The organism is Bifidobacterium sp. ESL0690 (assembly GCF_029392315.1).
Taxonomy (GTDB): domain Bacteria; phylum Actinomycetota; class Actinomycetes; order Actinomycetales; family Bifidobacteriaceae; genus Bifidobacterium.
This window is the reverse complement of sequence record NZ_CP113939.1, coordinates 2464968-2490594: the sequence shown is the minus strand read 5'-3', so window position 1 is coordinate 2490594 and position 25627 is coordinate 2464968. Positions and strand designations below refer to the sequence as shown.

At 59.2% G+C, this 25627-nt stretch carries 13 protein-coding genes; 9 read left to right on the top strand and 4 right to left on the bottom strand.

What is annotated here, in order from left to right:
* The first annotated feature begins 337 nt into the window (after positions 1–337).
* The gene (locus OZX62_RS09600; RefSeq protein ID WP_348519295.1) at positions 338–7900 is read left to right on the top strand and encodes an InlB B-repeat-containing protein; all 7563 of its coding nucleotides are present in this window, start codon (positions 338–340) and stop codon (positions 7898–7900) included.
* Positions 7901–8172: 272 nt separating this feature from the next.
* Here the strand turns inward: OZX62_RS09600 and OZX62_RS09595 are convergent, their stop codons facing one another.
* A complete protein-coding gene (locus OZX62_RS09595; protein ID WP_277175956.1) occupies positions 8173–11451 on the bottom strand; it encodes a BspA family leucine-rich repeat surface protein in 3279 nt (1092 codons plus the stop codon).
* A 112-nt stretch (positions 11452–11563) separates the two neighbouring features.
* The gene (locus tag OZX62_RS09590) at positions 11564–12994 is read right to left on the bottom strand and encodes a DASS family sodium-coupled anion symporter (protein ID WP_277175955.1); all 1431 of its coding nucleotides are present in this window, start codon (positions 12992–12994) and stop codon (positions 11564–11566) included.
* A 514-nt stretch (positions 12995–13508) separates the two neighbouring features.
* Between OZX62_RS09590 and OZX62_RS09585 the strand changes: the two genes are divergently transcribed.
* A complete protein-coding gene (locus tag OZX62_RS09585) occupies positions 13509–13784 on the top strand; it encodes a hypothetical protein (RefSeq protein WP_277175954.1) in 276 nt (91 codons plus the stop codon).
* Positions 13781–14089 carry a hypothetical protein gene (locus OZX62_RS09580; protein ID WP_277175953.1) on the top strand — a complete coding sequence of 103 codons (309 nt, stop codon included), beginning with the start codon at positions 13781–13783 and terminating at the stop codon, positions 14087–14089. Before OZX62_RS09585 ends, OZX62_RS09580 begins: the two co-directional genes overlap by 4 nt.
* Positions 14090–14409: 320 nt before the next feature.
* On the opposite strand, the gene OZX62_RS09575 is transcribed toward OZX62_RS09580, so the two are convergent.
* Positions 14410–14775, bottom strand: a complete 366-nt coding sequence (locus OZX62_RS09575) for a PaaI family thioesterase (RefSeq protein ID WP_277175952.1) — start codon at positions 14773–14775, stop codon at positions 14410–14412.
* Positions 14776–14825: 50 nt separating this feature from the next.
* Between OZX62_RS09575 and menB the strand changes: the two genes are divergently transcribed.
* Together menB and OZX62_RS09565 are read left to right on the top strand one after the other, a co-directional pair.
* Positions 14826–15650: a 1,4-dihydroxy-2-naphthoyl-CoA synthase gene (gene menB / locus OZX62_RS09570; protein ID WP_277175951.1), complete on the top strand. Its 825-nt coding sequence runs from the start codon at positions 14826–14828 to the stop codon at positions 15648–15650.
* 96 nt (positions 15651–15746) lie between these two features.
* Positions 15747–17534 (top strand): AMP-binding protein, encoded by a 1788-nt coding sequence (locus tag OZX62_RS09565; protein WP_277175950.1) that lies wholly within the window; start codon positions 15747–15749, stop codon positions 17532–17534.
* 178 nt (positions 17535–17712) lie between these two features.
* Here the strand turns inward: OZX62_RS09565 and OZX62_RS09560 are convergent, their stop codons facing one another.
* Positions 17713–18519 carry a hypothetical protein gene (locus tag OZX62_RS09560; RefSeq protein ID WP_277175949.1) on the bottom strand — a complete coding sequence of 269 codons (807 nt, stop codon included), beginning with the start codon at positions 18517–18519 and terminating at the stop codon, positions 17713–17715.
* Positions 18520–19633: 1114 nt separating this feature from the next.
* On the opposite strand from OZX62_RS09560, the gene OZX62_RS09555 reads away from it, so the two are divergent.
* From OZX62_RS09555 to OZX62_RS09540, 4 genes are all read left to right on the top strand, one after another.
* On the top strand, positions 19634–20932 hold the full coding sequence (locus tag OZX62_RS09555; protein WP_277165959.1) for an MFS transporter: 1299 nt from the start codon (positions 19634–19636) through the stop codon (positions 20930–20932).
* A gap of 369 nt (positions 20933–21301) precedes the next feature.
* Positions 21302–22357, top strand: coding sequence for a ketol-acid reductoisomerase (gene ilvC / locus OZX62_RS09550; protein ID WP_277175948.1), 1056 nt, complete (start codon positions 21302–21304; stop codon positions 22355–22357).
* A 315-nt stretch (positions 22358–22672) separates the two neighbouring features.
* Positions 22673–24019 carry a gluconate:H+ symporter gene (locus OZX62_RS09545; RefSeq protein ID WP_277175947.1) on the top strand — a complete coding sequence of 449 codons (1347 nt, stop codon included), beginning with the start codon at positions 22673–22675 and terminating at the stop codon, positions 24017–24019.
* Positions 24020–24124: 105 nt separating this feature from the next.
* Positions 24125–25474 (top strand): D-serine ammonia-lyase, encoded by a 1350-nt coding sequence (locus OZX62_RS09540; protein ID WP_277175946.1) that lies wholly within the window; start codon positions 24125–24127, stop codon positions 25472–25474.
* Positions 25475–25627 lie beyond the last annotated feature (153 nt).

Genomic DNA, 25627 nt, shown 5'->3' with positions numbered 1-25627 from the left:
GAAATCTGCCAAGCAAGGCAAGAGCAGTGTTTCCGCGAAGTCCGGCCTGCAGACCCGCGATGGCGGCGTCGGCCCGCAAAGTTACTGCCTTAAAGGGTCGAGCACAATCGCACAATGTTTTCCGGACACGGCTTTAGCTAATGCAGTTGCCAATGCGAATTACAAAAGTACAAGTGATACGTTTACACAGGCAATAGTAAACAACACCACAAATGTGACTATCACCGAAGGGTCGGCAGATCTTAGAAATCTTGATGGCATTCGGAATTTGACGAATCTGCAGACATTTTACGTGCCTTATCAACATCATTTGACCGACATTTCCCAGCTGGCAGGCATGTCAAGTCTTCGACATGTTAACGTTAATAGTGATGCCGTGATCGATTTCTCGCCTTTGAGTGGTCTTTATTTAACCAGCATTGGAGCCGGCAATCAGAACCTTGAGTACCCGCGTGTCGGGGGTTCAACTTCGACTATAACCCTTCCGAGTCCACGTGATATGGATGGAGCGTATCTTACTCCGACAAATATCTATCCTTCAAATGGTGTGTATAACAGTGGCTCGCATACGGTGACTTGGTCCTCGTTGCCGGCAAATGCTACTTGGGTGAGTTATAGTTTTTCCGGTCACAACACCAGTGTGCCCAGTGATGGTGGTGGTTGGCCTGCAGGAGGTGTAATCCAACGACGAGGTTGGCAGGTCAAATTTGATTTGGGTGATGGAACCCTGTACGGCACTGACATTATAGCCAATAATGGAAGTAAACCGACGGATCCTACTCGTGCGGGCTATACGTTTACAGGTTGGCATACAGGTAACTCATCTGGCCCTTTGGTTTCGTTCCCATATACGCCGGGTGGGGATGTGACGTTGTATGCGTCATGGACTGCGAATCCCTATTACTACTTTGACAATCACGGGGTTTCGTGGCCTTCGATGCCAACGGGTGGCACGCAGGCGCCTTATGATTCCGCAGTTCCGGCGTCTTCAGAGCCGTCGGCGAGCGTGCTGGCCGATTTGGCTGTTCCTGCGCATAATCATCTGACGGGTTGGGAGTATCAGCCGAGGAGCGGCGGCACTTGGCAGCCGTTCGTGTTCGGCACAACGCATATGCCTAATTACGATATCAACATCCGTCCGGTATGGGGATTGGACCAGTATTCGGTCTCGTATGATCTCAACGGGGCGTCCGCGTGGGGCAGCAAGCCGGCTGCGACGGACCATGATTATGGTTCGGCGATCTCGCCGGCCCCGAACACGTCGGATCTGATGCCTCCCGCGCACAAGCAGCTGGACGCGTGGGAGTATTCGCAGAACGGCTCCGACTGGGACCCGTTCGCGTTCGGGTCCACGCCGGTCCCGGATCATGCCATCACCATCCGGCCGACGTGGAAGGCCATCCCGCGCCACGTGACGTATGACGGCAACGGCGGCACGTGGACGTCGATGCCCGGCTCGCCGGTCGAGGTGGGCGAGGACGAGACGGTCGCTCAACCCAACCTGACTGGCCTGAATGCCCCGGCGAATAAGCACCAGGACACGTTGACCAGCGGCTGGGAGTACCGGAAGACGGACAGCACGGACAATTGGGCCGAGTTCACGTTCGGCGTGACGCATGTGCCAGCTTATGACATCACGGTTCGCCCGAAGTGGGTGACCGACCAGTACAACGTGAGCTATGCCGCGGGCGACGGTGCTGCATGGTCCTTGATGCCCTCGGGCACGACCACGTACGACTATGGCTCGACCATCCCGACTGAGCCGAACATCACGGGCATCACCGCCCCGAGCCACAAGCATCGCAATGGCTGGGAGTACCGCGAAACTGGCGGCAGCGGCAGCTGGGACACGTTCACGTTCGGCGCCCCGGGTACCGGCACCACGATCCCTGCGTACAACATCACGATCCGCCCGAAGTGGGTGCTGAACACCAATTCACTTTCGTATGACGTGAACGGCGGCACGGGTGGGAGCCTGCCTGCTGCAGATCCGTCGGTGGCGTATGGCGCGGCTTTGACGGCACCGGCCGCCTCGGCCCTGCCTGATGCTCCTACGGGCCATGAGTTCGACAAGTGGCAGCACAAGACCGGTTCGGGCAACTGGACCGACGGGTTCCCCTCAACGATGCCCGACGACGACGTGCAGATTCGTCCGGCATGGAAAGCGAAGCATTACAATCTGACGTTCAATCTGGGCGGCGCGCCCGGCACGGCGCCCGGCGGCGAGTCGGTGGAGTACGGCACGTCGGACGCGACGGATCCCGGTGACCCGACGTGGACGGGCCATACGTTCCATGGCTGGAAGGATGCGTCGAGCAATACGTGGACGTTTGCCGGCCCCGGTGTCTCGTCTCCTTCGCTGATGCCGGCGAATGATGTGGTGCTGACGGCCCAGTGGACGCTGAACACGAATTCGGTGACGTTCAAGGACCGCGGCTCGACGGTCGCGACCCGGACGAATGTCGGTTACGGCACGCTGGTGACTCCTCCGACGGATCCGACGCGCACCGGTTACACGTTCAAGGGCTGGCGCGAGCCGGGTGCCAGCGCGGACTGGGTGTTCTCTGGTCCTTCGGCCGATACGATGCCCGACCGTGCTGTGATGCTCGAGGCGCGCTGGGAGGTCAAGAGCTACAACGTGTCCTACAATCTCGACGGCGGCTCGTGGCCTTCGGGCACGGGCTACACCCCGGTGACCGGTTCGAAGGATTTCGGCACGATGCTTCCCACGCCGACTGCCGTGCAGCGTCCGACGAAGACGGGCTACACGTTCGACAGCTGGTCGTATACGGTCAATGGCGGCACGTCTCAGACAGGCTGGCCGACTGCCGTGCAGGCCGGTGCGATGGTCATCACCGCCAACTGGCGAATCAACCACTACAACGTCACGTACAATCTGGGTTCCGGCGGCGCCTGGCAGGGCGGCTACACGCCCGTGGACGGCTCGCAGGAATATGGTACGACGCTTCCCGCACCGGCTACGAACCAGCTCCCGACGCGTCCCGGCCGTACGTTCAATGGCTGGGAGTACTCGGTCGGCGGCGGCAGCGCGCAGACGGGCTGGCCGTCTACGGTACAGGCCGGCGCGATGGTGATCGCCGCCAAGTGGCGCACCAACAGCTACGGCGTGACCTACAACTTGGGTTCTGGCGGCGCCTGGCAGGGCGGCTACACGCCTGTGTCCGGCTCGCAGCCCTTCGGTACGGCGCTTCCCGCGCCTTCGACGGGCCAGGAGCCGACGCGTCCGGGCCATACGTTCCGCGGCTGGCAGTACTCGGTCGACGGCGGCACCCCGGTTTCGGGCTGGCCGACGAGCGTGCAGGCCGGAGCCATGGTGGTCACGGCTGTGTGGGACACCGTAAGCTACAACGTCTCGTATGATTTGGGTTCCGGCGGTGCCTGGCAGGGCGGCTATGTGCCCGTCTCGGGCTCGCAGCCTTTCGGTACGACGTTGCCGACACCCACTGGTGCGCAGGAGCCGACGCGTTCGGGCTATACGTTCCAAGGCTGGCAATACACGGTCGGCGGCGGCAGCGCACATGCTGGCTGGCCGGCGAGTGTGCAGGCCGGTGACACGGCCATCAAAGCCATTTGGACCACCAACAGCTACAACGTGACCTACGATCTTGGCACGGGCGGCGACTGGCGGGGCGGCTACACGCCTGTGTCAGGTTCGCAGCCTTTCGGTACGACGTTGCCGACGCCCACTGGTGCGCAGGAGCCGGCGCGTACGGGCTATACGTTCCGCGGCTGGCAATACACGGTCGGCGGCGGCAGCGCGCAGTCCGGTTGGCCGGCGAGTGTGCAGGCCGGAGCCATGGTGGTCACGGCCCTCTGGGATCCCGTAAGCTACAACGTTTCGTACAATCTTGGCATGGGCGGTGCGTGGCGTGGCGGTTATGTGCCTGTGTCCGGTTCACAGCCTTTCGGTACGACTTTGCCGACGCCCACTGGTGCGCAGGAACCGGCGCGTTCGGGCCACACGTTCTCCGGCTGGCAGTACACGGTCGGCGGCGGCGCGGCGCAGTCCGGCTGGCCATCCGATGTGAAGGCCGGCGACATGGTCATCACGGCCATATGGGACACGGTCAATTACAACGTCTCCTACGATCTCGGGTCCGGCGGCAGGTGGCCTTCGAGCTACATGCCGGTGGAGGGTTCGACGGCGTTCGGCACGACCCTTCCTGCCCCGGGTAGCGACCCGACGCGTTCTGGCTATACGTTCCAGGGCTGGCAGTACACGGTCGGCGGAGGTTCCGCACAACCGGGCTGGCCGACGGATGTGCAGGCCGGAGCCATGGTCGTCACCGCCTTGTGGCGGGCCAAGCACTACGACGTGTCCTACGTCCTCGGCGGCGGCGCGTCCTGGCAGGGCGGCTATACGCCCGTTGAGGGCTCGCAGGAATACGGCACGACGCTCACCGCGCCCACGACGCTGCAGGAACCTGCACGTCCAGGCTACGCGTTCGGCGGCTGGTCGTACGCGGTCGACGGCGGCGCGTCTCTGGCGGGCTGGCCGAGCGATGTGAAGGCCGGCAATATGGTCATCACCGCGTCGTGGACCCGCAACAACTACAACGTCTCCTACGTTCTCGGCGGCGGCGCCTGGCCTTCGAGTTACACGCCGGTGGAGGGCGCGAAGCCCTATGGCACGACGCTCACGGAGCCGACTACGGCCCAGCGTCCGACCCGCACTGGCTATGCGTTCGACGGCTGGTCGTATACGGTCGGCGGCGGCGCCTCCCAGAGCGGCTGGCCTGCCGATGTGCAGGCCGGTGCGATGGTGATCACCGCTCATTGGCGGATCAACCAGTACGACGTGTCCTACGACCTCGGTTCCGGCGGCTCTTGGGCCGGCGGCTACATCCCGGTGTCCGGTTCGAATGATTTCGGCACGGCGCTTCCTGCTCCCGGCAGCGATCCGACGCGTCCCGGCTTCACGTTCGACCATTGGGAATACATGGTCGCGGGCGGTACCGCGCAAACGGGCTGGCCGTTCGATGTGAAGGCCGGAGCCATGGTCATCACGGCCAAGTGGACGCCCAACAACTACAACGTCTCGTACGCCCTCGGCGGCGGCAGCTGGCCCGGTAGCTATACACCGGTGTCTGGTTCGAAGACATACGGCACGACGCTCACGGAGCCGACTTCGGCCCAGCGCCCGACGCGCACCGGTTTCGCGTTCGACCACTGGTCGTATACGGTCGGCGGCGGTTCCGCGCAGGCGGGCTGGCCAACGGACGTGAAGGCGGGCGCGATGGTCATCACCGCGTCGTGGACCCGCAACAGCTACAACGTTTCCTACGCTCTCGTCGGCGGCGCCTGGCCCGGCGGCTATACCGCGGTGTCCGGTTCGCAGCCTTACGGCACGACGCTCACGGAGCCGGCTGCGGCTCAGCGTCCGACCCGTTCGGGCTATACGTTCGACAGCTGGTCATACACGGTCGACGGTGGCACGTCCCAGGCGGGCTGGCCCGCGGATGTGGAGGCCGGTGCGATGGTGATTACCGCTCATTGGCGGATCAACCAGTACAACGTGTCCTACGTTCTTGGCACGGGCGGCAGGTGGCCTTCGGGCACGGGCTACACTCCGGTGACCGGTTCGAATGACTACGGCGCGAGCCTTCCCGCTCCGAGCACGGCCCAGCAGCCTACCCGTCACGGCTATGACTTCGATGGCTGGTCGTATACGGTCGGCGGCGCCACCCCGGTTTCGGGTTGGCCCGCGGATGTGAAGGCCGGCGCGATGGTCATCACCGCGGCCTGGCGCGCACACACGCATGCGGTCGCCTACGAGGCCAACGGCGGTACGGGCGGCAGCCTGCCCGCCACGGATCCCGCGGTACCTTACGACTCCGCGCTCACCGAGCCGACGGCCCTGCAGCGTCCGACGCCTCCCTCCGGCAAGTCGTTCGCCGGCTGGCGCTACGCCAAGACCGGTACGACGGCCTGGGATACGTGGGTGTATGGCGTGAACACGACGCCCGACTACGACATCACGATCCAGCCGGTGTGGAGCGCGAACCCGTACAACGTCTCCTACGACGCGAACGGCGGTGTGGGCGGCAGCCTGCCGGCCACGGGCCCGATGACCTATGGCTCTGCGCTGACGGCGCCGACGGTGAACCTGCCTGAGCCTCCGACCGGCCATTCGTTCGACAAGTGGCAGTACAAGGTCGGTTCGGGCAGCTGGATCGATGGTTTCCCGGCCGATGTGAAGGCCGGCGACATGACCATCCGCATGACATGGAGGATCAACCACTACACGGTGCATTACGACCGTAACAACGGTTCCGCGCTGCCCGCCGACACGCACCCGGGCTACGGCACGGCCCTGACCGCGCCGTCGAATCCGAACCGCACGGGCCATACGTTCGCCTCCTGGCGCTTCCAGGTCGCAGGCGGGGCATGGCAGCCCGGCTTCCCGACCACGGTGCCCGCCGGCGACACGGTCATCCAGCCGACTTGGACCACGAACCCGTACAGCGTCACCTACGATGCGAACGGTGGTGTGGGCGGCGGCTTGCCTGCCGCGGCGCCGATACTTTACGGCACCGCGTTGCACGCGCCGACGGTGAACCTGCCGGCGGCCCCGGCTGGCCACTCGTTCGACAAGTGGCAGTACAAGGTCGGTTCCGGCAGCTGGACTGATGGCTTCCCGGCCGATGTGAAGGCTGGCGACATGGTCATCCGCATGACATGGAAGACCAACTGGTACCGCGTGACGTTCGATCTGGACCATGGCACGGGCTCGGCCCCTGCGCAGACCATCGAATACAACCACCATGCCACCGATCCGGGCAGCCCGACGAAGGAACACTACCGGTTCGACTTCTGGACGCTCGACGGCTCGCATGCCTACAATTTCGCCACCACTCCGGTGACTGGCGCGTGCACGCTCAAGGCGCACTGGACGCGAATCACGCACACCATCACGTTCAACGTGGAAGGCGGCATCACCATCGCGCCGCGCACCATCGCTGACGGCGACCAGCTGGGCACGCTGCCCACGCCGACACGGACTCACTTCCGCTTCGACGGCTGGTTCGTGGACTCCATGGTCCGCAGCCTGGTTCCGTACGATCCGACGGCCCTGGTGACCGGCGACATCACCGTCATCGCGCGCTGGACCCGCATCGAGCCCGACAATCCTGCATGGCTCGTCACCCGGCCCGGCCAGGAATGGCTTGGCACGCAGCCCGGTCATGAATGGTTGGGCACGCAGCCCGGTCACGATTGGCTTGGCACGCAACCTGGGCACGAGTGGCTCGACACGCAACCCGGTCACGAGTGGCTGCAGACCCCTGAAGGTCAGCACTGGTCGGCAACTCCGGAAGGTCATGCGTGGGTTTCCACGCCGCAGGGCCATCAGTGGCTCCAGACCCCACAGGGTCACGCGTGGTTGCAGACGCCCGAGGGCTCGGCATGGCTCGGCACTTCCGAGGGTCACGCCTGGATCTCCTCGCCTGAAGGCCATGGCTGGCTGAACACCCCGGAGGGTCACGCATGGCTCGGGACCCCCGTCGGAGGCGCCTGGCTGGCCACTACGACCGACGGCCATGCTTGGCTCGCGACGCCTCAAGGCCAGGCTTGGCTTTCGACTCCTGCCGGTTCGGCTTGGCTCGCGACTACTGCTGGTCATTCGTGGCTGGCCACCCCTGCGGGCTTGGCTTGGCTGAAGACGCCGGCCGGTCAGAACTGGCTGAAGACCTTGGCTGGGCAGGCATGGCTTGCCACGCCTGAGGGCCGGAAGTGGCTCGCCTCCCAGTCGAAGCCGCAGCCGCAGTCGAAGTCTGTGGCGGCCACGGGTTCGGATGTCGCGGTGCCGATGGGCCTGATGGTGTCCGCCCTGATCATGGCGCTCGGTCTGCAAATTATCCGCAGGCGCCGCCGTGACTAGGTGATTAAATACTGGCCGCGCCCCACACACCCAACCTAGGCGCGGCCTCAGCTGGCAACTGCATCTTGCCGGCTCTTCTAGGGCCGGGCGCTGTCCGAAGGAAACCGGGGTTCTGCCCCTTGCGTTCCCTCAGACAGCGCCCGGCTTTCTTTATTTCTGCTCTGGCTGTTGTTCGTGTTATTGACGTTATTGTCCGGAAAGTGCACTCTAGAGTTGCCAACTTGCACTTTTATGACGCTGACGGAGCGTGATTGCAATGGGCACAAAGCCCGTTAGCGGTTTCGCTGCAAGATACGCCGGCGGAACGTTACGAACGCAGTGAGCAAGATGGCTGCGGAACCGATCAGAGCAGCGAGTGCTATCATGATGCGGCGGAAAAGTCCGCCGGTGAAGGGGAGAGCGTTCGTGGAGGGCGGGGCGCCGCCGAGGTACGCCTCGGGCGAGATGACGCTGAGCCGACTACCGCCACCTCCGCCTCCCGAGGCGTTGTTCCTCCAAGTGTCGTCGATATAAAGATGCGAACTGGTGTCGTAGGCGTTGGCGCTGTCGAACGCGGTGCTTTCGGGCAGGTCGAGGCTCCAGCTATGCGTGGTGGTGCCGTCGAAAGTAGCTGTGTTGTCCATGGTCGCGGTGCCGCAGACGTAGTTGCTGGAATCGGTGTTCGCGGTCTTGACGCAGGTCTTGACGGAGTTGTCGGAACCTTGGACGATCGGGGTGATCATGAGCGGCCCGTCGATAGGGCCGTCTTGCGTTTGCGCGTAAACCCAGATGTACGGTTTGCCGGTGACGTTGAGGCTGGCCGACCATTCATTATTGAGGCCGCCAAGCCAGATAGGATACATGGGAACCTGAATAAAGGAGGACGGCGGCCCAAAGACCTGGGTGCAGCCTGCGGGAATGTCGTTGTTATCGTTGCTCCAGCCGATTTTTGCGGGGGGTGCCGTGCCGTTTTGGCCGGGTATGTTGGCGGAGCAGGCGCGTATACGTACGGTGACCACATGTCCGCCGACTGAGGTTTTGATGCCGGAAGCGATGCCGGCAATGGAAAGTGTCCCGTCCGCGGCGAGCGTCGCCATATTGACTTGCAACCCCGTGTTCGCGTGTCCGGTGACGGTGGGCGAGCCGATAGCATTCCATGGCTGGGCGGTGCCGGTGGCGATGACGTGGTGGCTCGTAGGGTCGCGGTGCACTTCGCTGATGACGGGGGCTTTCGCCTCGTGCCACACGGCGTAGAGCGTCTGGGTTTTGGCTGATTGGTGCGAGCTGTCGTACTGCCAGAAGGTCGGTGCGTAAGTGCCGGGGTTATAGGCGTAGTCCGGTTGCGTGGCCGTCGGACTGGTGGACCAGCCGGCGAACATATCGTGCTCGCCTTTGGTGGGGATGACGTCCGCGGGGATCGGAGCCGTAGTGCGGTAGTGATTGTCCACGTCGGCGAAGCCGGACATGTCGGTGGGGGCGCCTGTGCCGCCATTGGCGTCGAAAGTGATATTGTAATACGGAATCATGCCGTTTTTCGACACCGGTCTGGCTGTTACGGTGTTGCCGGTGAGCGGGTCGGTCATGGTGGTCAGCACGTTGATGGTGTAGGAGCGGCCCATTACCGGTTGGACTTGGGCTATCGGGACGCCCGATTCGGTGAATGTGCCGATGCCGTTTTCCGTTGCATGAAAGCCCAGAGGCGTGGTGATGGTGGTGACGCTGCTTGCCATCGCACTGGCGACAAATGAGTTCGTGTTCGGGGTGTTCGTTACGGTGATGTCCGCGGTCGGGCTCGCACCGAGGGGAGCGTGAACCATTGGCGTGTTGTTGTCGATTACGGGCCATGGAACCTTGGCCCACTGGGCGTAAAGCGTGAGGGTTCTGACGGGGTTGGAATCGCCTTGGGCCACGGCGATGGTGTCGCCAGGCTGGTAGGGTTTGCAGCTTGTCGAAGAGACTGGGCTTGCGCAACTGTTCCAGCCGGTGAAGACGTATTGGGACATGTTGGCGGTGAGCACGTTGCCCTGCGGCACGGTGATGGTCGCCGCCGCGGTGGTGGTGTCGTAGGAGACGGGGGTGAAGTTCGTGACGCCGCCGTTCGCGTTGATCGCGAGCTGCACGCCGGTCGGCGTGAGGCGTGAGTCCCAATACGAACCAGCGGGGTTGCTGGAAGCCGCACGCGTCTGCAGAGCGCTCAGATTGCCAACAGAACCGATATGGGTTGCGTTGTTGTCGAGGCTTGACATTTCCTCCCAGTTGATGGTGCTGTCGACGTTCGAAAACGCGGTGTTGCTCAGTTGTGTGTTCGTTCCCAGCTTCAGGCGGCGCAATCCGTTCGGCAGAAGCTGGGTCATCGAAGACATGGCCTTGGTGGTATCGAAGCTTGAAATGTCAAGGGTTGTGAGGTTGGTGCATCCGTCGAACATATAGGCCATATCGGTCACGAGGGAGGTGGCGAAGTTGGGCTGGACCCACGAGGTGAGGGAAGAGCAGTCATTGAACATGTAACTCATGTCGGTGACTTTGGTGGTGACGAAACTTGAAAGATCCAACGAAGCGAGTTTGTTGCAGCTTTGGAACATGGCGTTCATGTTGTTGACGTTGCCGGTGTCGAAATTGGAGAGGTTGAGGTCGGTAAGCGAGGAACAGCCGGCGAACATGTGGGCCATGCTCTTTACGGCGCGGGTGTCGAATTTGGACAGGTCGAGCGAGGGCAAAAGCGAGCAGCCATTGAACATGTCTGACATGCTGGTGACGTTGCCCGTCTTGAAATTGCTCGAGAATTTGATTGAAGTGAGGGCATTGTCGGCGTCGAACATGTTGGACATGTCTTCCACGTTCGCGGTGTTGAAGCCGGAAAGGTCCAGTTGGCTCAGCCCGGTGCAGAAGTAGAACATGCTGGCCATGCCCGTGGTCTGGCTGGTGTCCCAGCTGGTGATTCCGTTGATGGTGGTAAGCGAGGTGCAGCTGTCGAACAGTCCGGCCGCTGCGGATTCGGCCAGATGCAGCGAGCCGCCCGTGGTGTCGACGCTGGTGAGGTTGTACATATTGGTGAACATGGGATTCAGGTCGATATCGCTTTTGAACAAGGTGAGGTTACCTTCAACTTTGACCCCGACAATGCTGCCGCGCCGTGAATTCCAAGGAATGTTGCCTTGTCTGTTCGAGATGTCAGGGCTTGTGCCGCCGGTGAGGTGCAATACGCAATCGCTTGTGATTTGCCATTGGACGGTGCTGCTGTCCTGGCCGCTTACGCCTGTGGCCCCGCTGTATGGCGTACCCCAGTTGGCCCAGTTTGTCGCCCTGCAAGTGGCTTGAGGCCCTACCTGCGGTTGGGATGTTTCCTCTTGTGGCCCGATTTGGCTTGAGGTTTTTACGGGGTTTGTGAGGTTGTTGTTTCCGGAGTTGTAGAAGTTGGTTTGTGCCGTCGCTGACGCAATGTTTGAGTCGTTGGTAAATGTTGTGCCGTCGGTTCCGCTATCGGCGCTTGCAAAAACCGCGCAGGAAGCTACGGCTGCGCATACCGCTGTCGCAATGATGCGCAGCGCAGTTACGAACGAAGGCTTTTTCATAGGGAATCACCTAGCTGACACGCCTGGAGTAACGCATAAAAAGCCCACGAAGCCCCCGTCCTGCTTTTGAGAACGGAGGTTCGCAATGGGCTTTGTAATGCGTGTTGACGATTTACCATAGGCCGATCAGCTTCCACCAGAGCGTGCCCACTCCGGCGTAAATAATGAGGTTGACGAGGCTGACGATGAAGCCGACCTTCCACCATTCTTTCTGGCTGACGTAACCGGTTGAGTAATAGATTGATGCGGTGCCGGTGCCGTAATGCGTCATGCCCGGCGAGATGCAGGTCAAGAGTCCCAGCAGCATGGTCGCCACGATCGGTGGCACGCCAAGCGAAACTAGGATGACCGCAAACGGGATGAAGAACGTCTGCACGTGAACGAGCACGCTGGTCAGCAGATAATGTACGTAGAGATAGAGCAGCACGATGACCGTGATGGCGAGCCATGCGGGGATGCCGGCGACGCTGGAAGTGAGCACTCGCTTGATCCAGCCGACCACGCCGGTTTTGTTGAGGTATTCGGTCACGCCGATCAGCGGGGCCAGCCAAAGCAAAATGTTCCAGCCTTGCTTTTCGGCGAAGACGTCGTCGAGATCGATGATTTTCAAAATCAACAGGGCGGTGAGGCCGAGCATGGCGATCAGCGTGTTGTCAAGCTTGGTGATGGTCGAGGTGCCCCAAAGTACGACGACGAGCACGAAGACGGCGATCATCAGGTACTCGTTCAATGCCATCTTCGGCATCTTCTTGAGCTCGGCCTGTGCGGTCTTGTGCACGATGGTGAGGTCGGCGCTTTGGCCTTGCGGGTGATGGATGGCCAGGATGACGATTGGCACGATTACTGCGGCGAGCAGCGTCGGGACGCTGGCGTACGCGAACCACTGGAACCACGAGATCTTGATGCCGAAGGTGCTGGCGGCCATGCTGGCGACCAGCGGGTTCGTGGCCATCGAGGTCAGGAAAAGCCCGCCGATAATCAGGTTGAGATGGAACGTAGCCAACGTGAGGAACGAGCTGACGGAACGTTTGCTCGGGTCCTTCGGCTCGTTAAGCGCCTCGACCAGCGACTGGTTGATGGGGAAGAGGATGCCGGCGCCGCGTGCATTGGTGTTCGGAATGACCGGAGCCAAGACCAAATCGCAGACGGCCATGACGTAGGCCAGGGCCAGCGGGCTGCGGCCGAAGTGGGCGATCAGCCAGTAGGCCATGCGCGCGCCGAGGTTCGTCTTACGGAAGCCGATGGCCATGAAGAACGCGAAAAGCACGAGCCAGACCGGGGCGGAGCCGAAGAATGAGATCAGCGTCGCTGCCGGCATCGTGAAGGTGACTCCCAGAAGCGTCATCATCGTCAGCGAAAGTATGGAAAGCGGGGCCACGTTGAAGACGCACCCGGCGAGGAAGAAGAGCACGATCGCGAAGCTGTGCCAGCCCGTGGTCTGCACGTGCGCGGGCGCGGGCGTGAACCACATGAAAATGAGGCCGATGCAGCATAGAAGGAAGAGGGCTAGGGGAATTTTCTTCTTGGTGAGTACCGAAGACATAATGGCTGCTCACGGTCCTTTCAACTCATGGTTTTATCGTTCTCTTTAAAGCTTTCCGCCACCTTCCGCTCGCGCCATGAAGCGCACGAAATCCACGGTCTTTCCCACCGTACATGTTGGGATTTTGTATTGCATTGGATGACTGAATGCGTTCTGTCTAAAAGAATTTCCAGAACCTACTGTTTTTATCTATCGTGTCGAAGAAACGAATTTTTTCGCCATCTTCTGTTGTATTATTCGCTAAAAAAACTAGCAAAAATCCCCGATTTCGTCTTCGCTGATAAAGAAATGTGACAGTGTGGAGTTTCCGACGCATTCGCGGTGTAGTTGCTTTTGGGATAAGTCGTAAAGGGCGAAGTTGTTGCGTCAAAATGGCGTAACTCCAAAAAAGTGTAAGAAAATACATTTTTATCTCCAAAAAAATGTAAATTTCTGCACTTTTTGGAGATAACTAGAAAACGGCATATACATTGGCAATATTTGACGGCAACTTATGTTGGGATATACTGTTCATATGGGATTTGAGGAAGAAGAACCGTTGATTCTTCCGTCAGCTTTTAAGCATGGGGTGTCAGAAAATGACATTTTGCATGCATATCGACAGGCGAGGGGACCGGTGGACGTCAACTACGACAGAGACCCGCCTACGTATATGTATGTGGGGCCGGGAGTTTCCGGAGCAGTGTGGTATGAAATCGGTACGGCAGCAAGAGCTGGGTATACTCAGGAATTGATTGTGCATGCGATGAAAGCGCGTGAAAGCTACCTTAAGAAGGAGGGGTTGCGATGAAGTTTTCCGATTTGTCAAAAGAAGAGCAGCGCGAATTGGCTGCTTATGGCGAGGAAATCAATGATGAGATGGATGCGCGTGTTTCTCCCGCGCCGGGAGACCCCACGATGGACTCGCGTTGGGACCCTTCGCGTGAATTGAGACGGCTCAATTATCAGCGTCATGCCGTCGAACGTGACATCGACCATACTGTTCAGCAAAGCCGAAACCGTGGCCAGTCGTGGAACACCATTGGCCGAGCTCTGGGTATCACCGCGGAAGCGGCTCGTCGGCATTACGGCAAGGGCCGCCTGCAGGTCGCCTGATTAGGTTTCGATTTTCGCCGGTAATGTCAGAATAGTGCACTTCGGCAGTGCCAATTTGCACTATTCAGACACTAGTGTCCAAAAGGTGCGTTTTGGAAGTGTCAGAGTGCACTTTTTGGACGATAGGGTCAGAAGAATGCACCTTTGCGGGTACCGGCTTGCACTTTAATGTCAGTGACGTCGGAAAAGTGCGTTTTGAGGTGGTAAAACGCGCGTTTTCGATAGTAGCGTCTGAATGGTGCACTTTGCAGGCGCTAACTTGCACTTTTATGGCAGTAGGGAGGCGCTCGCAGAATCTGGCACGCGAGATCTGCAGAAAATCACTGGCGTTCGCGGACAGCTAATGTGACTGTTGAAATACTGGTGAGCTTGCTGCCCATGCGCACCTCTACGCGCCAAGTTTGCAATGTTTTACCGACGTTTTCCGGAGTTGCGGTGGCGGTCAATGTGCCGGAAGTCACTGGGCGGAAATGATGCGTGCTGATGTCCACGCCGACGGCGATATGGGTGGCGTCAAGCCGCGCCATAGCGCCCAAACTCGCGGCTTCCTCGGCCAAAACCGCGTTCACTCCGCCGTGCAGAATGCCGAAAGGCTGTAGAACGTTTTCTGTAACCGGCAATGTTAAGATGACCTTTGACCGCGAGATTTCCTGTTGTTTGATGCCCAGATAATTCGCAAGTGACATAATATCGAACCTCGCATTCGTAATAGGGGACATGACGCTAAGGAGCCAACATGGCGACAAGTCACGATTTTGAGACTGTCAAAACGTATGACGAAATACTGTTCGACCGCCTCGACCATATAGCTAAAATTACCATCAATCGACCGGAGAAGCGAAACGCTTTCACTCCGAAAACCATCGAGGAGCTGCTCGACGCCTTCACCATCTGTCGTGACGACGCGACGATCGGCGTCATCATCTTCACCGGAGCGGGCGATCTCGCCTTCTCGTCCGGCGGCGACCAGGGTGTGCGTGGTAACGGCGGATATGTCGGCAGCGACCACGTCGCGCGCCTGAACGTGCTCGACCTGCAGCATCTCATTCGCATCATCCCCAAGCCCGTCATCGCGATGGTCAAGGGCTGGTCCGTGGGCGGCGGCAACGTGCTGCAGCTGGTCTGCGATTTGACGATCGCGGCCGACAACGCGAAGTTCGGTCAGACTGGTCCCAAGGTCGGCAGCTTCGACGCGGGCTACGGCTCGGGCCTGCTCGCCGATGTCATCGGCCAGAAACGCGCGAAGGAAGTCTGGTTCCTGGGCCACTTCTATACGGCCGAAGAAGCGCTGCAGATGGGCTGGATCAACAAGGTCGTGCCGCTCGCGGACATCGAAGAGGAAACGCTCAAGTGGTGCGACGAGCTGCTGACCAAGTCGCCCATGGCCCTGCGCTTCATCAAGGCCTCCATGAACGCGGCGACCGACGGGCTCGCCGGCCTGCAGCAGTTCGGCGGCGACGCGACGATGCTCTTCTACACCACCGACGAGGCGAAGGAAGGCCGCGACGCGTTCAACCAGAAGCGCAAGCCCAACTTCGACCAGTTCCCGAAATTCCCGTGATCGGAGGCCGTTGCGCATATCGCGGGGCCTGCACTCGCGTGCGCGTAACGGTTGCTTGACTGGGCATAGTCGCAACGGATTAGGGGGAAATCTGTTATGGATAATTGGGTGCTGAAACGCGCGATGCTCACGCCGGAACGTACGGCGGTTTTCGACGGCGAGACGCGCTATACGTTCGGTGACGTGTTCGACGAGGCCCAGAGGCTGGGCGCGGTGCTCGACCAATTCGGCGCGTTCAAAACGCAAAACGTCGCGATGGTTTCCAACAATAACGTCCGCGGCTATCTGTTGGCTGTGACGCTGCTGCTATACGGCAAGACGGTGGTGTGGCTCAACAAGCGCCTGACCAATTCCGAACTCGCGGAGCAGATGCGCGATGCCGGCGTGGCCTGCTGCCTCAAGGATGACAGCCTGCCGAACGATTTGCTGGGTGAGTCGTCGGCTACCAGCGCGGTTGAGAAAGATGTTGCCGCAAGCAAGAGTGCTGAAAACCTTGAAAGTCCAGCGAATGCGAAGGTTCGCATTGTTGGATTCGATGAGATATTCGCAAAGGCCCATGATTTCAAGCTTGGCGGCACCGGCAAGGTTTCGGGTGATGTACAAAAGACCTCCGGCAATCCCGCTTTGGTCTATTGTTCTTCTCCATCCGCGTTGGCGGAACCCACCGCGAAGAATTCCGTCGGTGATAACGACGTGGATCCCATAGTTTCGGCTCCGCCGATTCCGCGCGAATTCGACGACGACCAGGTGGTGAGCATCATGTTCACCTCCGGCTCCACTGGTGAGCCAAAAGGCATCCAGCAGACGGTGCGTAACCACTTCACCTCGGCGACGAGCGTGGCGCTGAACCTCGGCACGAGCCCTACTGACGAATGGCTTTGCGCGGTTCCGATTTTCCATATCAGCGGCTATTCAATCGTTTTGCGCGGCCTCATTTTCGGCGTCACCGTGCGCCTGATGGATCATTTCGACGCTCCTGAAATGGAACGGATTCTCACCAACGAGCCGGTGACATGGGTCTCTGTCGTGCCGACGATGCTCATAGAACTGGTGCCCGAACACGAGAAGCGCGTCACGGCGTCTACGGGCTCGGCGGCCGCTTCCGATTCCGGTCTGTCCGGTTTGCCTGGTGACAATGACGGGCCCATGCCGCTGCCTGCCAATTTCGGCTATTCGCCGGCGTTCAAGGGCTTCATTCTTGGTGGCGAAAAGTCCGACCTCAAACTGCTGAAACGTTGCCACGCGCTTGGCATGGTCGTCGTGCGCTCGTACGGAATGACCGAAACCTGCTCGCAGATCGTCGGCACCGGCACTGGCGATGGTGCTCGCAAGCTGTTGGCAAGCGGCAAGCCGTACTTCACCACGTCGCTGAAACTCGCGGAGAAAACCGGCGAAATCCTGATTAAAACCGATGCACTCACGCCTGGTTACCTCAATTGTCCCGGCGTTTTTGAGGCCAAGAAAACCGCCGATGGCTGGTACTGCACCGGCGACGTCGGCCATATCGATGACGACGGCTACCTATACGTCGACGGCCGGCTCGACAACATGATGATTTCTGGCGGCGAGCACGTCTTCCCTGAGGAGGTCGAGCGCGTCTACGCCGATTGCCCCGGCATCGACGAGATTGCCGTCACCGCCGAACCCGACGAAAAGTGGGGCGAAGTTCCAGTGGCCTACGTGATTTGCAAGGCTGAAGCCGAGAAAAATGGCGGCAGTAAAGGTTCCAATGCGGAGGTCGCGGCCTCCCTCGCTGCTCAGTGGCGCGAGTTCGGCCGAAGCAACCTGGCGCATTACAAAGTCCCGAAGCGTTTCTACCGTGTCGATTCCCTGCCGCGCACAAGCACCGGCAAGGTCCGTCGTTTCCTGCTTGGTAAAAGCTGAAGCCGAAGGCGGACTATGTCTCCGGGGAATGCTGGCTGACCGTTGCAGAGGTCGGTTGCCCGTTATCTTTCTGCTGTCAATCCAATCGTCGTTCATCCAATCGTTGCCAGCGTGAGTGTTTCTGCCGGGTTCGACGTGAATTCTGCTATCGCGCACAGCTTCGGTTGTAGGGCATTGCCTATAGGTCGTCGCCGTGGAACCAGCGTCGGAAGCGGAGGCGGCGGCCCTTACTGGAGTTGGAAGCGAAGTTTAGGGTGCGCTGGTGGGCGTTGAGCATGCGAGAGCGGCACCAGTCGGCGAATGCGTCGGGGTCGGGCAGTGCGCGGGTGTCGACGAGCACGCAGCCGTTCACGTCGCCGAACCGGTAGCCCCTGCCATTGAATATCGTGGTGTTAATCTTGCGTGCGGCGGAGGGGCCGATGACGATGGCGTGTGGTGTGCGGCGCACGCATTCAACCTCTTCCCATGGCACGCTGACGGTGTATGTCTTGCCGGATACCCATCGAATTAGTTCCAATCCTCTGTTGGAGGCGGTGAGCCGGCATGGTGTCTCCCAGCCGGGCCCGTAAAGCTGCGCGCCCGTCACTCTGCGCCACTGCAAGCGGTGCAACATTGCGTTGGATGTAACCGCCGGGAACCAAGTGTGCCATTGCCTGTACAAGCCAAACATCATTGCCATATGCCTGATTCCGCGCGAGAAAAAAATAATCAGGAAAGCCGATAAAAGGATAAATGTGACAGCGCCAAAGAAGATGGGATGTTTTTGCTGGTATATCACGCCGTCTAGGATGGTGATGATGTCTCCGACGGAGCAAATCACGAAAAATGAGATGCTGAACAACTGGAATTTGCGGCCATAAGCATTGGCGGCATCGACGAATTCTTCCATGACTGGTACCGTGAGTATGAAGTCATAGTGCTGCTCGTCAGAGGCAAGTTTGACGAATGGCTGGGCGATCTGTCCATTCATGTATTGCTGTTCCATAAGATCACCAATCCTCTGGGAACCAACTGTCGGCTTCCATCTGTCCTAGCATGCCAACAATGACTGTTCCAACGGCAATCCCTCCCGGACCTGCGAATGAGCCGAGTATAGCTCCTGCAGCGGCACCGCCATCGCCGACGACAGTGACAACGAGGTCCTTTGCAGCACGTTTGCCTCCGGCCTGTAACGCTCCTGAAATGCCACCGGTCTTGTAGCCCTCATGACCTCTGTGGATAATGTCGTAGACATTGTAGACAGCGATAGCTCGGCCTAGGAATTTTCCGCCTAGTGTGCGTTCGCCATATTCGGGCGTTTCCTTTTAAAAGTAACTGTAATTATACTAATTTAATAATAACAGCGTATCCGAGTCGATGATGGGAATGAGAGGGTATTGATATAGCGCATGTCTGTTTCCCGTGCTTTTCGTTACGTAATGTTGTCCATATAGTGGACGTTGTGGCGGTGGTCGCACTCGGACTCGCCTATGGTAATCCACTAAACGGGTCACGAACCCGAAAGAACTTGGTAAATGTTGAAAGGAGGACGCCATGAAGAACGGATTGATGAGTTTTAACGCGCAGTCTGCACGAATTATTAGCCCGTCTTCGTTGGCGGCCTGATTTTCGCATTCAGCTTGAGCCCCGCCAATGAAGGCAGGGCAAGCAAGCAAATCGTTCAGTCGAACGAAAAATGATATGAACAATATCTAGCGTATAGCTTTCTGAGCCCTGCATTCAAGCGCAGGGCTCATTTTGTTATTACGTCCCAAAAGGTCACCGTGGTAATGCCGCAAGTTCGTGCACGAACACAACTGAAAACTCGATAACTCAACAATGCAAAACTCAAAACCGACTAGTCGGCCGGAATCCATCGCATTCCGCAAGGATTTCAGGTCGGCCGCCCGCGAAGCGCAGGAAGCAAGACGCAACGCAGGCCGCGGGCGGCAAGGGCGGCAACGAGCGACGAGAGAACGAATGAAGCAGTAATCGGTGCGGAAAAGACAAACGTACCGGAGGAGAACATCATGACATCAGTCGACACAGCGACTGGAAACGGCAGTGGCAGTGGCAGCGGCAACGTTGGGGTCGCCGCACGCAAGGCAAAACTTCAGGAGATGGCGCACGATTCGGTCGGCACCGTCATCGCCGCCTCGATGGTCGGTACGGCCATTGAATTTTACGATTTCTACGCCTACGGCACCGCCTCGGCCAATTATTTCCCGAAGATTTTCTTCTCGGACAAGACCAACCCGACCGTAGCGCTTCTGGTCAGCCTTCTGACCTTCGCCATTGCGTTCATCGCCCGCCCGCTCGGCTCGCTGATCTTCGGCCACTACGGCGACAAGATGGGCCGCAAGACCACGCTGGTCGTCAGCCTGATGACCATGGGTCTCTCCACCTTCCTCATCGGCTGCCTGCCGACGTATAGCCAGTGGGGCCTGCTCGCGGTCGTCGTGCTCTGCCTTTGCCGCTTCATTCAGGGCATCGGCCTGGGCGGGGAATGGTCCGGCGCGGCTCTGGTCGCCACCGAAAACGCCCCGGCCAACAAGCGCGCGCTCTACGGTTCCTTCCCGGAGCTCGGCGCGCCGATCGGCTTCTTCCTCTCCAACGGTACCTACTTCGTGCTTGAGTCCTTCTGCACCCCGGCGCAGATGCTCTCCTGGGGCTGGCGCGTGCCGTTCCTGCTCTCCATCGTGCTTGTCGTGGTCGGCCTCGTCGTTCGCGTCCACATGGAGGAGACCCCGATCTTCCGCCTCGCTCAGGAGCAGAAGAAGACTGTCAAGTCGCCGCTGAAGGAAGTCTTCCGCACCAGCTGGCGTCAGGTCCTGCAGGCCACGTTCATCGTCGCGGTCACCTACACGCTCTTCTACACGCTGGCCACCTGGTCGCTCGCTTGGGGCACCAAGACCAAGCGCGAAGGCGGCGGCGGACTCGGCTTCACCAATCGCGAGTACCTGCTGATGCTCATGGCCGGCATCTGCGTCTTCGCCCTGTTCATCGTGCTCTCCTGCGTCTACGCCGACAAACTCGGTCGTCGCCGCGTGCTGATGTTCTCGGCGGTCGCGCTGGTCGTCTTCTCCTTCGTCTTCCCGTACCTCTTGATGGGTCACCGCAACTTCGTGGAGATCATGGTCTTCCTGTGCGTCGGCTTCGCCCTGATGGGCATCGCGTTCGGCCCTGTCGGCGCAATCCTGCCCGAGCTCTTCAGCGCCAACGTCCGTTACTCCGGCTCTGGCCTGGGCTATAACCTCGCCGCCATCGTCGGTGCGGCCTTCGTCCCGACCGTCGCCACCTGGCTTTCCTCCCACTGGGGCGTGCGTTCCGTCGGCCTTTACATGGCTGTGATGGCGCTGTGCTGCTTGGTCGCCCTGCTCACCTGCAAGGAAACCAAAGACACCGACTTCACCGCGTGATTGTGCCGGGCTGCCGCTGTGCGGTTCGTTGTGCAGGCCCTTCGGCGGCAGTCCTTATATATATAGGCGGCTAAATAAGCGGTTGAACGTTCGATTGTCATTTGCCGCAAAGGTTTTTATAACTGAATATTAATAATTAAAAAGTAATATAAAGATTTGAAAATGGTTATTGATTCGAGATTGATTTCGTCTCAAATATATTTATTACCTGTTCGATAATTGGACGGCGGCACGATTTGCATTGTGACCGGCGTTACAATGAACGGACAACGGGACAAAATCCCTATCGATCAAGAGCCAATTTCTACGCACGGCAGGCAGAGTGCTTAGTCGTGCAAATAATAATAAATTATGCAAGGAGTGCATATTATGGCAGCACAAATCTGGTACGAAGACGACGCTGATCTCTCCGTTCTCGACGGCAAGAAGGTCTGCATCATCGGTTACGGTTCGCAAGGTCACGCTCACGCGCTGAACCTGCGCGACTCCGGTGTGGATGTCGTCGTCGGCCTGCGGCCTACCTCCAAGTCCGTTGAGTACGCCAAGGAGCAGGGCCTGGAAGTCAAGCCCGTCGCTGACGCGGTCAAGGAAGCGGACATCATTATGTTCCTGGCTCCTGATCAGTATCAAGGTCAGATTTACAAGGACGAGGTCGAGCCCAACATGAAGCCTGATGCGGCGCTCGCCTTCGCACACGGCTTCAACATTCGTTACGGCTACATCAAGCCGGGCAAGGGCCACATGACCTTCATGGTCGCCCCGAAGGGCCCGGGCCACATCGTCCGTCGTGAGTACGTCGCCGGCCGTGGTGTGCCGGTGGTCGTCGCCTGCGAGAACGACGACAAGGGCGACGGCTGGGCCATCACCCTGGCTTACGCGAAGGCTCTCGGCGCACTGCGCGCCGGCGCCATCAAGACCACCTTCAAGGAAGAGACCGAGACCGACCTCTTCGGCGAGCAGGACGTGCTCATGGGCGGCGTCAACCACCTGGTCGAGACCGGTTTCGAGGTCCTCACCGATGCCGGTTATCAGCCGGAGATCGCCTACTTCGAGGTCTGCCACGAGCTGAAGATGCTCGTCGACCTGATGAACGAGGGTGGCTTGAACAAGGCTCGTTGGTCCTGCTCCGACACCGCTCAGTACGGCGATTTCACTTCGACCGTCATCGACGAGCATACCCGCCACAACATGGAGCATCAGCTCCAGCGCATTCAGGATGGCTCCTTCGCCAAGGAATTCATGGACGACCAGGCCAAGGGCGCCCCGCACTTCAAGGAGCTGCAGCAGAAGTACAGCCACGAGCGCATCGAGACCGTCGGCCCGAAGCTTCGTTCGATGTTCTCCTGGCTCAAGGGCAAGTCGGCCGACGCCGACGAGAACGAGTCCTTCAACGGCGACATCGCCCGTACGCAGGTTCAGAAGTGAGCTTGCTGCGGTTGCTCGTTTTGAGCTGCTGAGTTGAAGTTACTCGTTTCGACTGATTGAGCGGTTTCGCTCGTCAGGTTCGAGAGTTTCGTAAGGGTTGTCATCGGGTTTCGCCCGGTGGCAACCTTTTTTGATGCATACGTCACGGCGTGAGCTGACGTTTGCGTTGTAATAATCGCGATATTTCAACGGCTTATTATTTTGAAGATAGAGGTTTTCAGTAAATTTTAAGAGAAACACCAATAAAGTAGAAATAATTTCTTACCAGTGATAATATATTTTTACTAGGAACTGTTTCACTACAAAGGAGTTGAGATGAGCACAGGTCCATTATTGGTTGTTCTGCTTATCGCCATCGCCGTGATAGTGCTGCTGATCGTCAAAGTCAAGATGCATCCGTCTCTGGCTTTGCTGATTGCCGCATTCTTCGTGGCGTTTGTGACGAAAGTGCCATTGGGCAAGATTACCGATACGATTCAAAACGGTGTGGGGGATACTCTGGGGTTCCTTACGCTGATTATCGGCTTCGGCGCCGTTCTAGGCAAGCTGCTTGAAGTCTCGGGCGGGGCCCAGCGCCTCGCGTCGACGATGCTGCGGGTTTTCGGTAAGAAGCACGCCACCATCATCATGGCTTTGCTGGGATTGATTTGCGGCATTCCGGTATTCGTTGAGGTAGGTTTCGTGCTTTTGGTCCCGCTGGTGTTTGTGGTGGCCAAGGAAGCGAAGATTTCCCGTCTGAAGGTCGGCATCCCGCTGGCCACTTCGCTGATGGTGGTCCATTGCATTCTGCCTCCGCACCCCGCTGCAACGGCCATCGCCGGCACCTTGCACGCCGATATCGGCACTGTCATTTTGCTCGGCCTCTGCGTTGCCATCCCGTCGGTTTTGGTCGGAGCCGTTCTTTTCGCGCATTTCGCGATTCCCGAGAAGGATGACCCGAACGAGAACCTCGAAGAGGATCCGTCCGCCAATTTCGTGGAGAAGGACGAGAAGGATCTTCCCGGCTTCGGCATTACGCTTTTCACCATTCTTCTGCCGCTTCTCATCATGGTGGCGCGCACGATCTGCGAGCGTGTGCTTCCTGCGGACATGCTGGCCATGAAGTGGATCAACGTCATCGGCAACCCGATCACGGCGTTGATGCTTTCGCTGCTGTTCGCCTATTTCTCGCTCGGCCTTCACCGCGGCATGAATATCGAAAAGCTGCAGACCCTTACGGACAGCTCGTTCGGCCCCATCGGCGGCATTCTGCTGATCATCGGCGCCGGCGGTGCGTTCAACGCGGTCCTTACCGCTTCCGGCGTGGCCCCGAGCCTCGCGAAGGTTCTTTCCGGCCTGCCCGTCAGCCCGATTATCCTGGCCTGGCTCATCGCGCTGATCCTGCATTTCGCCGTCGGTTCCGCCACGGTCGCGATGATGAGCGCTGCCGGAATCGTCCTGCCGATGCTGACCGCAACACCGGGATTGTCCCCGGCGATTATGGCGCTCGCCATCGGAGCCGGTGCCATCGGCCTCACCCACGTTACGGATTCGCTGTTCTGGATGGTCAAGGAATATCTGCATATCACGGTTCCGCAGGCCTATAAGACACTGACCGTAGGCACCACCATCACATCCGTCGTGGCGCTGTGCATGACCCTGCTGCTGAGCCTGTTCGTCTGAGCGCGCAACGCAACATACCTATATATATATCTATATATCCGCGTTAATTAATCCGTTTCGTATCGATTCATACGCGACGGAAGGCAAGAAAAACAAGGAGTCGAAATGACAAATGAAGTATTGGGAAAGCCGATCAGCCAGTGGGTTGACGAATTTCCGCTGATCGATACGCTGATGAAGGAAGAGGAGACGACGTGGTTCAACGACCGTCTCCAGCCCACCGAGCAAGGCATGAAGCAGGTCGGGCTGAGCGTCAAGGACGTCGATGACGCCGCGGAGAGGCTCAAGCGTTTCGCGCCGTTGATCGAAGAGCTGTTCCCGTCCACCAAGCCGACGGAAGGAATCATCGAATCCCCGCTCGTCGCCGTTCCCGATCAGCGTCATGCCCTTTCGAAGCGTTATGGGCAGGAACTGCCGGGTCAATTGTGGGCCAAGCTGGATAGCGAGCTTCCCATCAGCGGTTCGATCAAGGCTCGTGGCGGCATCTACGAGGTGCTGAAGCACGCCGAGGATTTGGCCATGGAAGCTGGGCTCCTCACTTATGATGACGATTATCGCAAGCTGGGAACTCCCGAAATGCGCAAGTTCTTCGGCCAATACAAGATCGCCGTAGGCTCGACGGGCAATCTCGGCCTGTCCATCGGCATCATGAGCGCGGCGCTTGGTTTCGATGCCAGCGTGCACATGTCGGCGGACGCCCGCCAATGGAAGAAGGACAAGCTTCGCGCCAACGGCGTGCACGTCTTCGAGTATGAGCAGGATTATTCGGTGGCTGTGGCGGCTGGCAGAAAAGAAGCCGAAGCCGATCCGATGGCTTACTTCATCGACGACGAGAATTCCTCCACGCTCTTCCTCGGCTATGCGGTGGCGGGCCGCCGTCTCGCCGGTCAACTGCAGGCTTGCGGCGTCGAAGTCGATGAGGATAACCCGCTGTTCGTCTATCTGCCCTGCGGCGTCGGCGGCAGCCCGGGCGGTGTCGCGTTCGGCATGAAGACGGTGTTCGGCGACAACGTCCATTGCATCCTTGCGGAACCGACGCATTGCCCGTCAATGCTCATCGGCACCTATACCAAGGAATACAACAACGTCTGCGTGCAGGACTTCGGCATCGACAACGTCACGGCGGCCGACGGACTGGCTTGCGGCCGTCCCTCGCAGTTCGTCTGCAAGGCCATGGAGCATCTTATCGACGGATTCCTGACCATCGACGATGACGAACTCTACCGCATCGAAGCCCAGCTTCACAATGCGTGCGATATCGATATCGAGCCCTCGGCGGCCGCTGGCTTCGTGGGCCCATGGCGCGTGCTTGCCGGCAAGGAATATCGCGACCGCATGGGCCTTGACGACACCAAGATGGCGCACGCCACCCACGTTTCGTGGTGCACGGGCGGCTCGATGGTTCCTCGCGACGAGATGGCATCGTACATCGAAAAGGGGAATGGCCTACTGTAAAGCCGGGATTTTGAAGTGATGTTTTCGTCAGGCGTGTGTGTGGCGTTTGCCGTGCCGCGCCTGACGATTTTTATATCCCTTTTGCGGAAACGGGATACGGCTGCTGTATAGGAGGAAGTCCGATGGATGAGCAGAATCCTTTGGAATCAGATG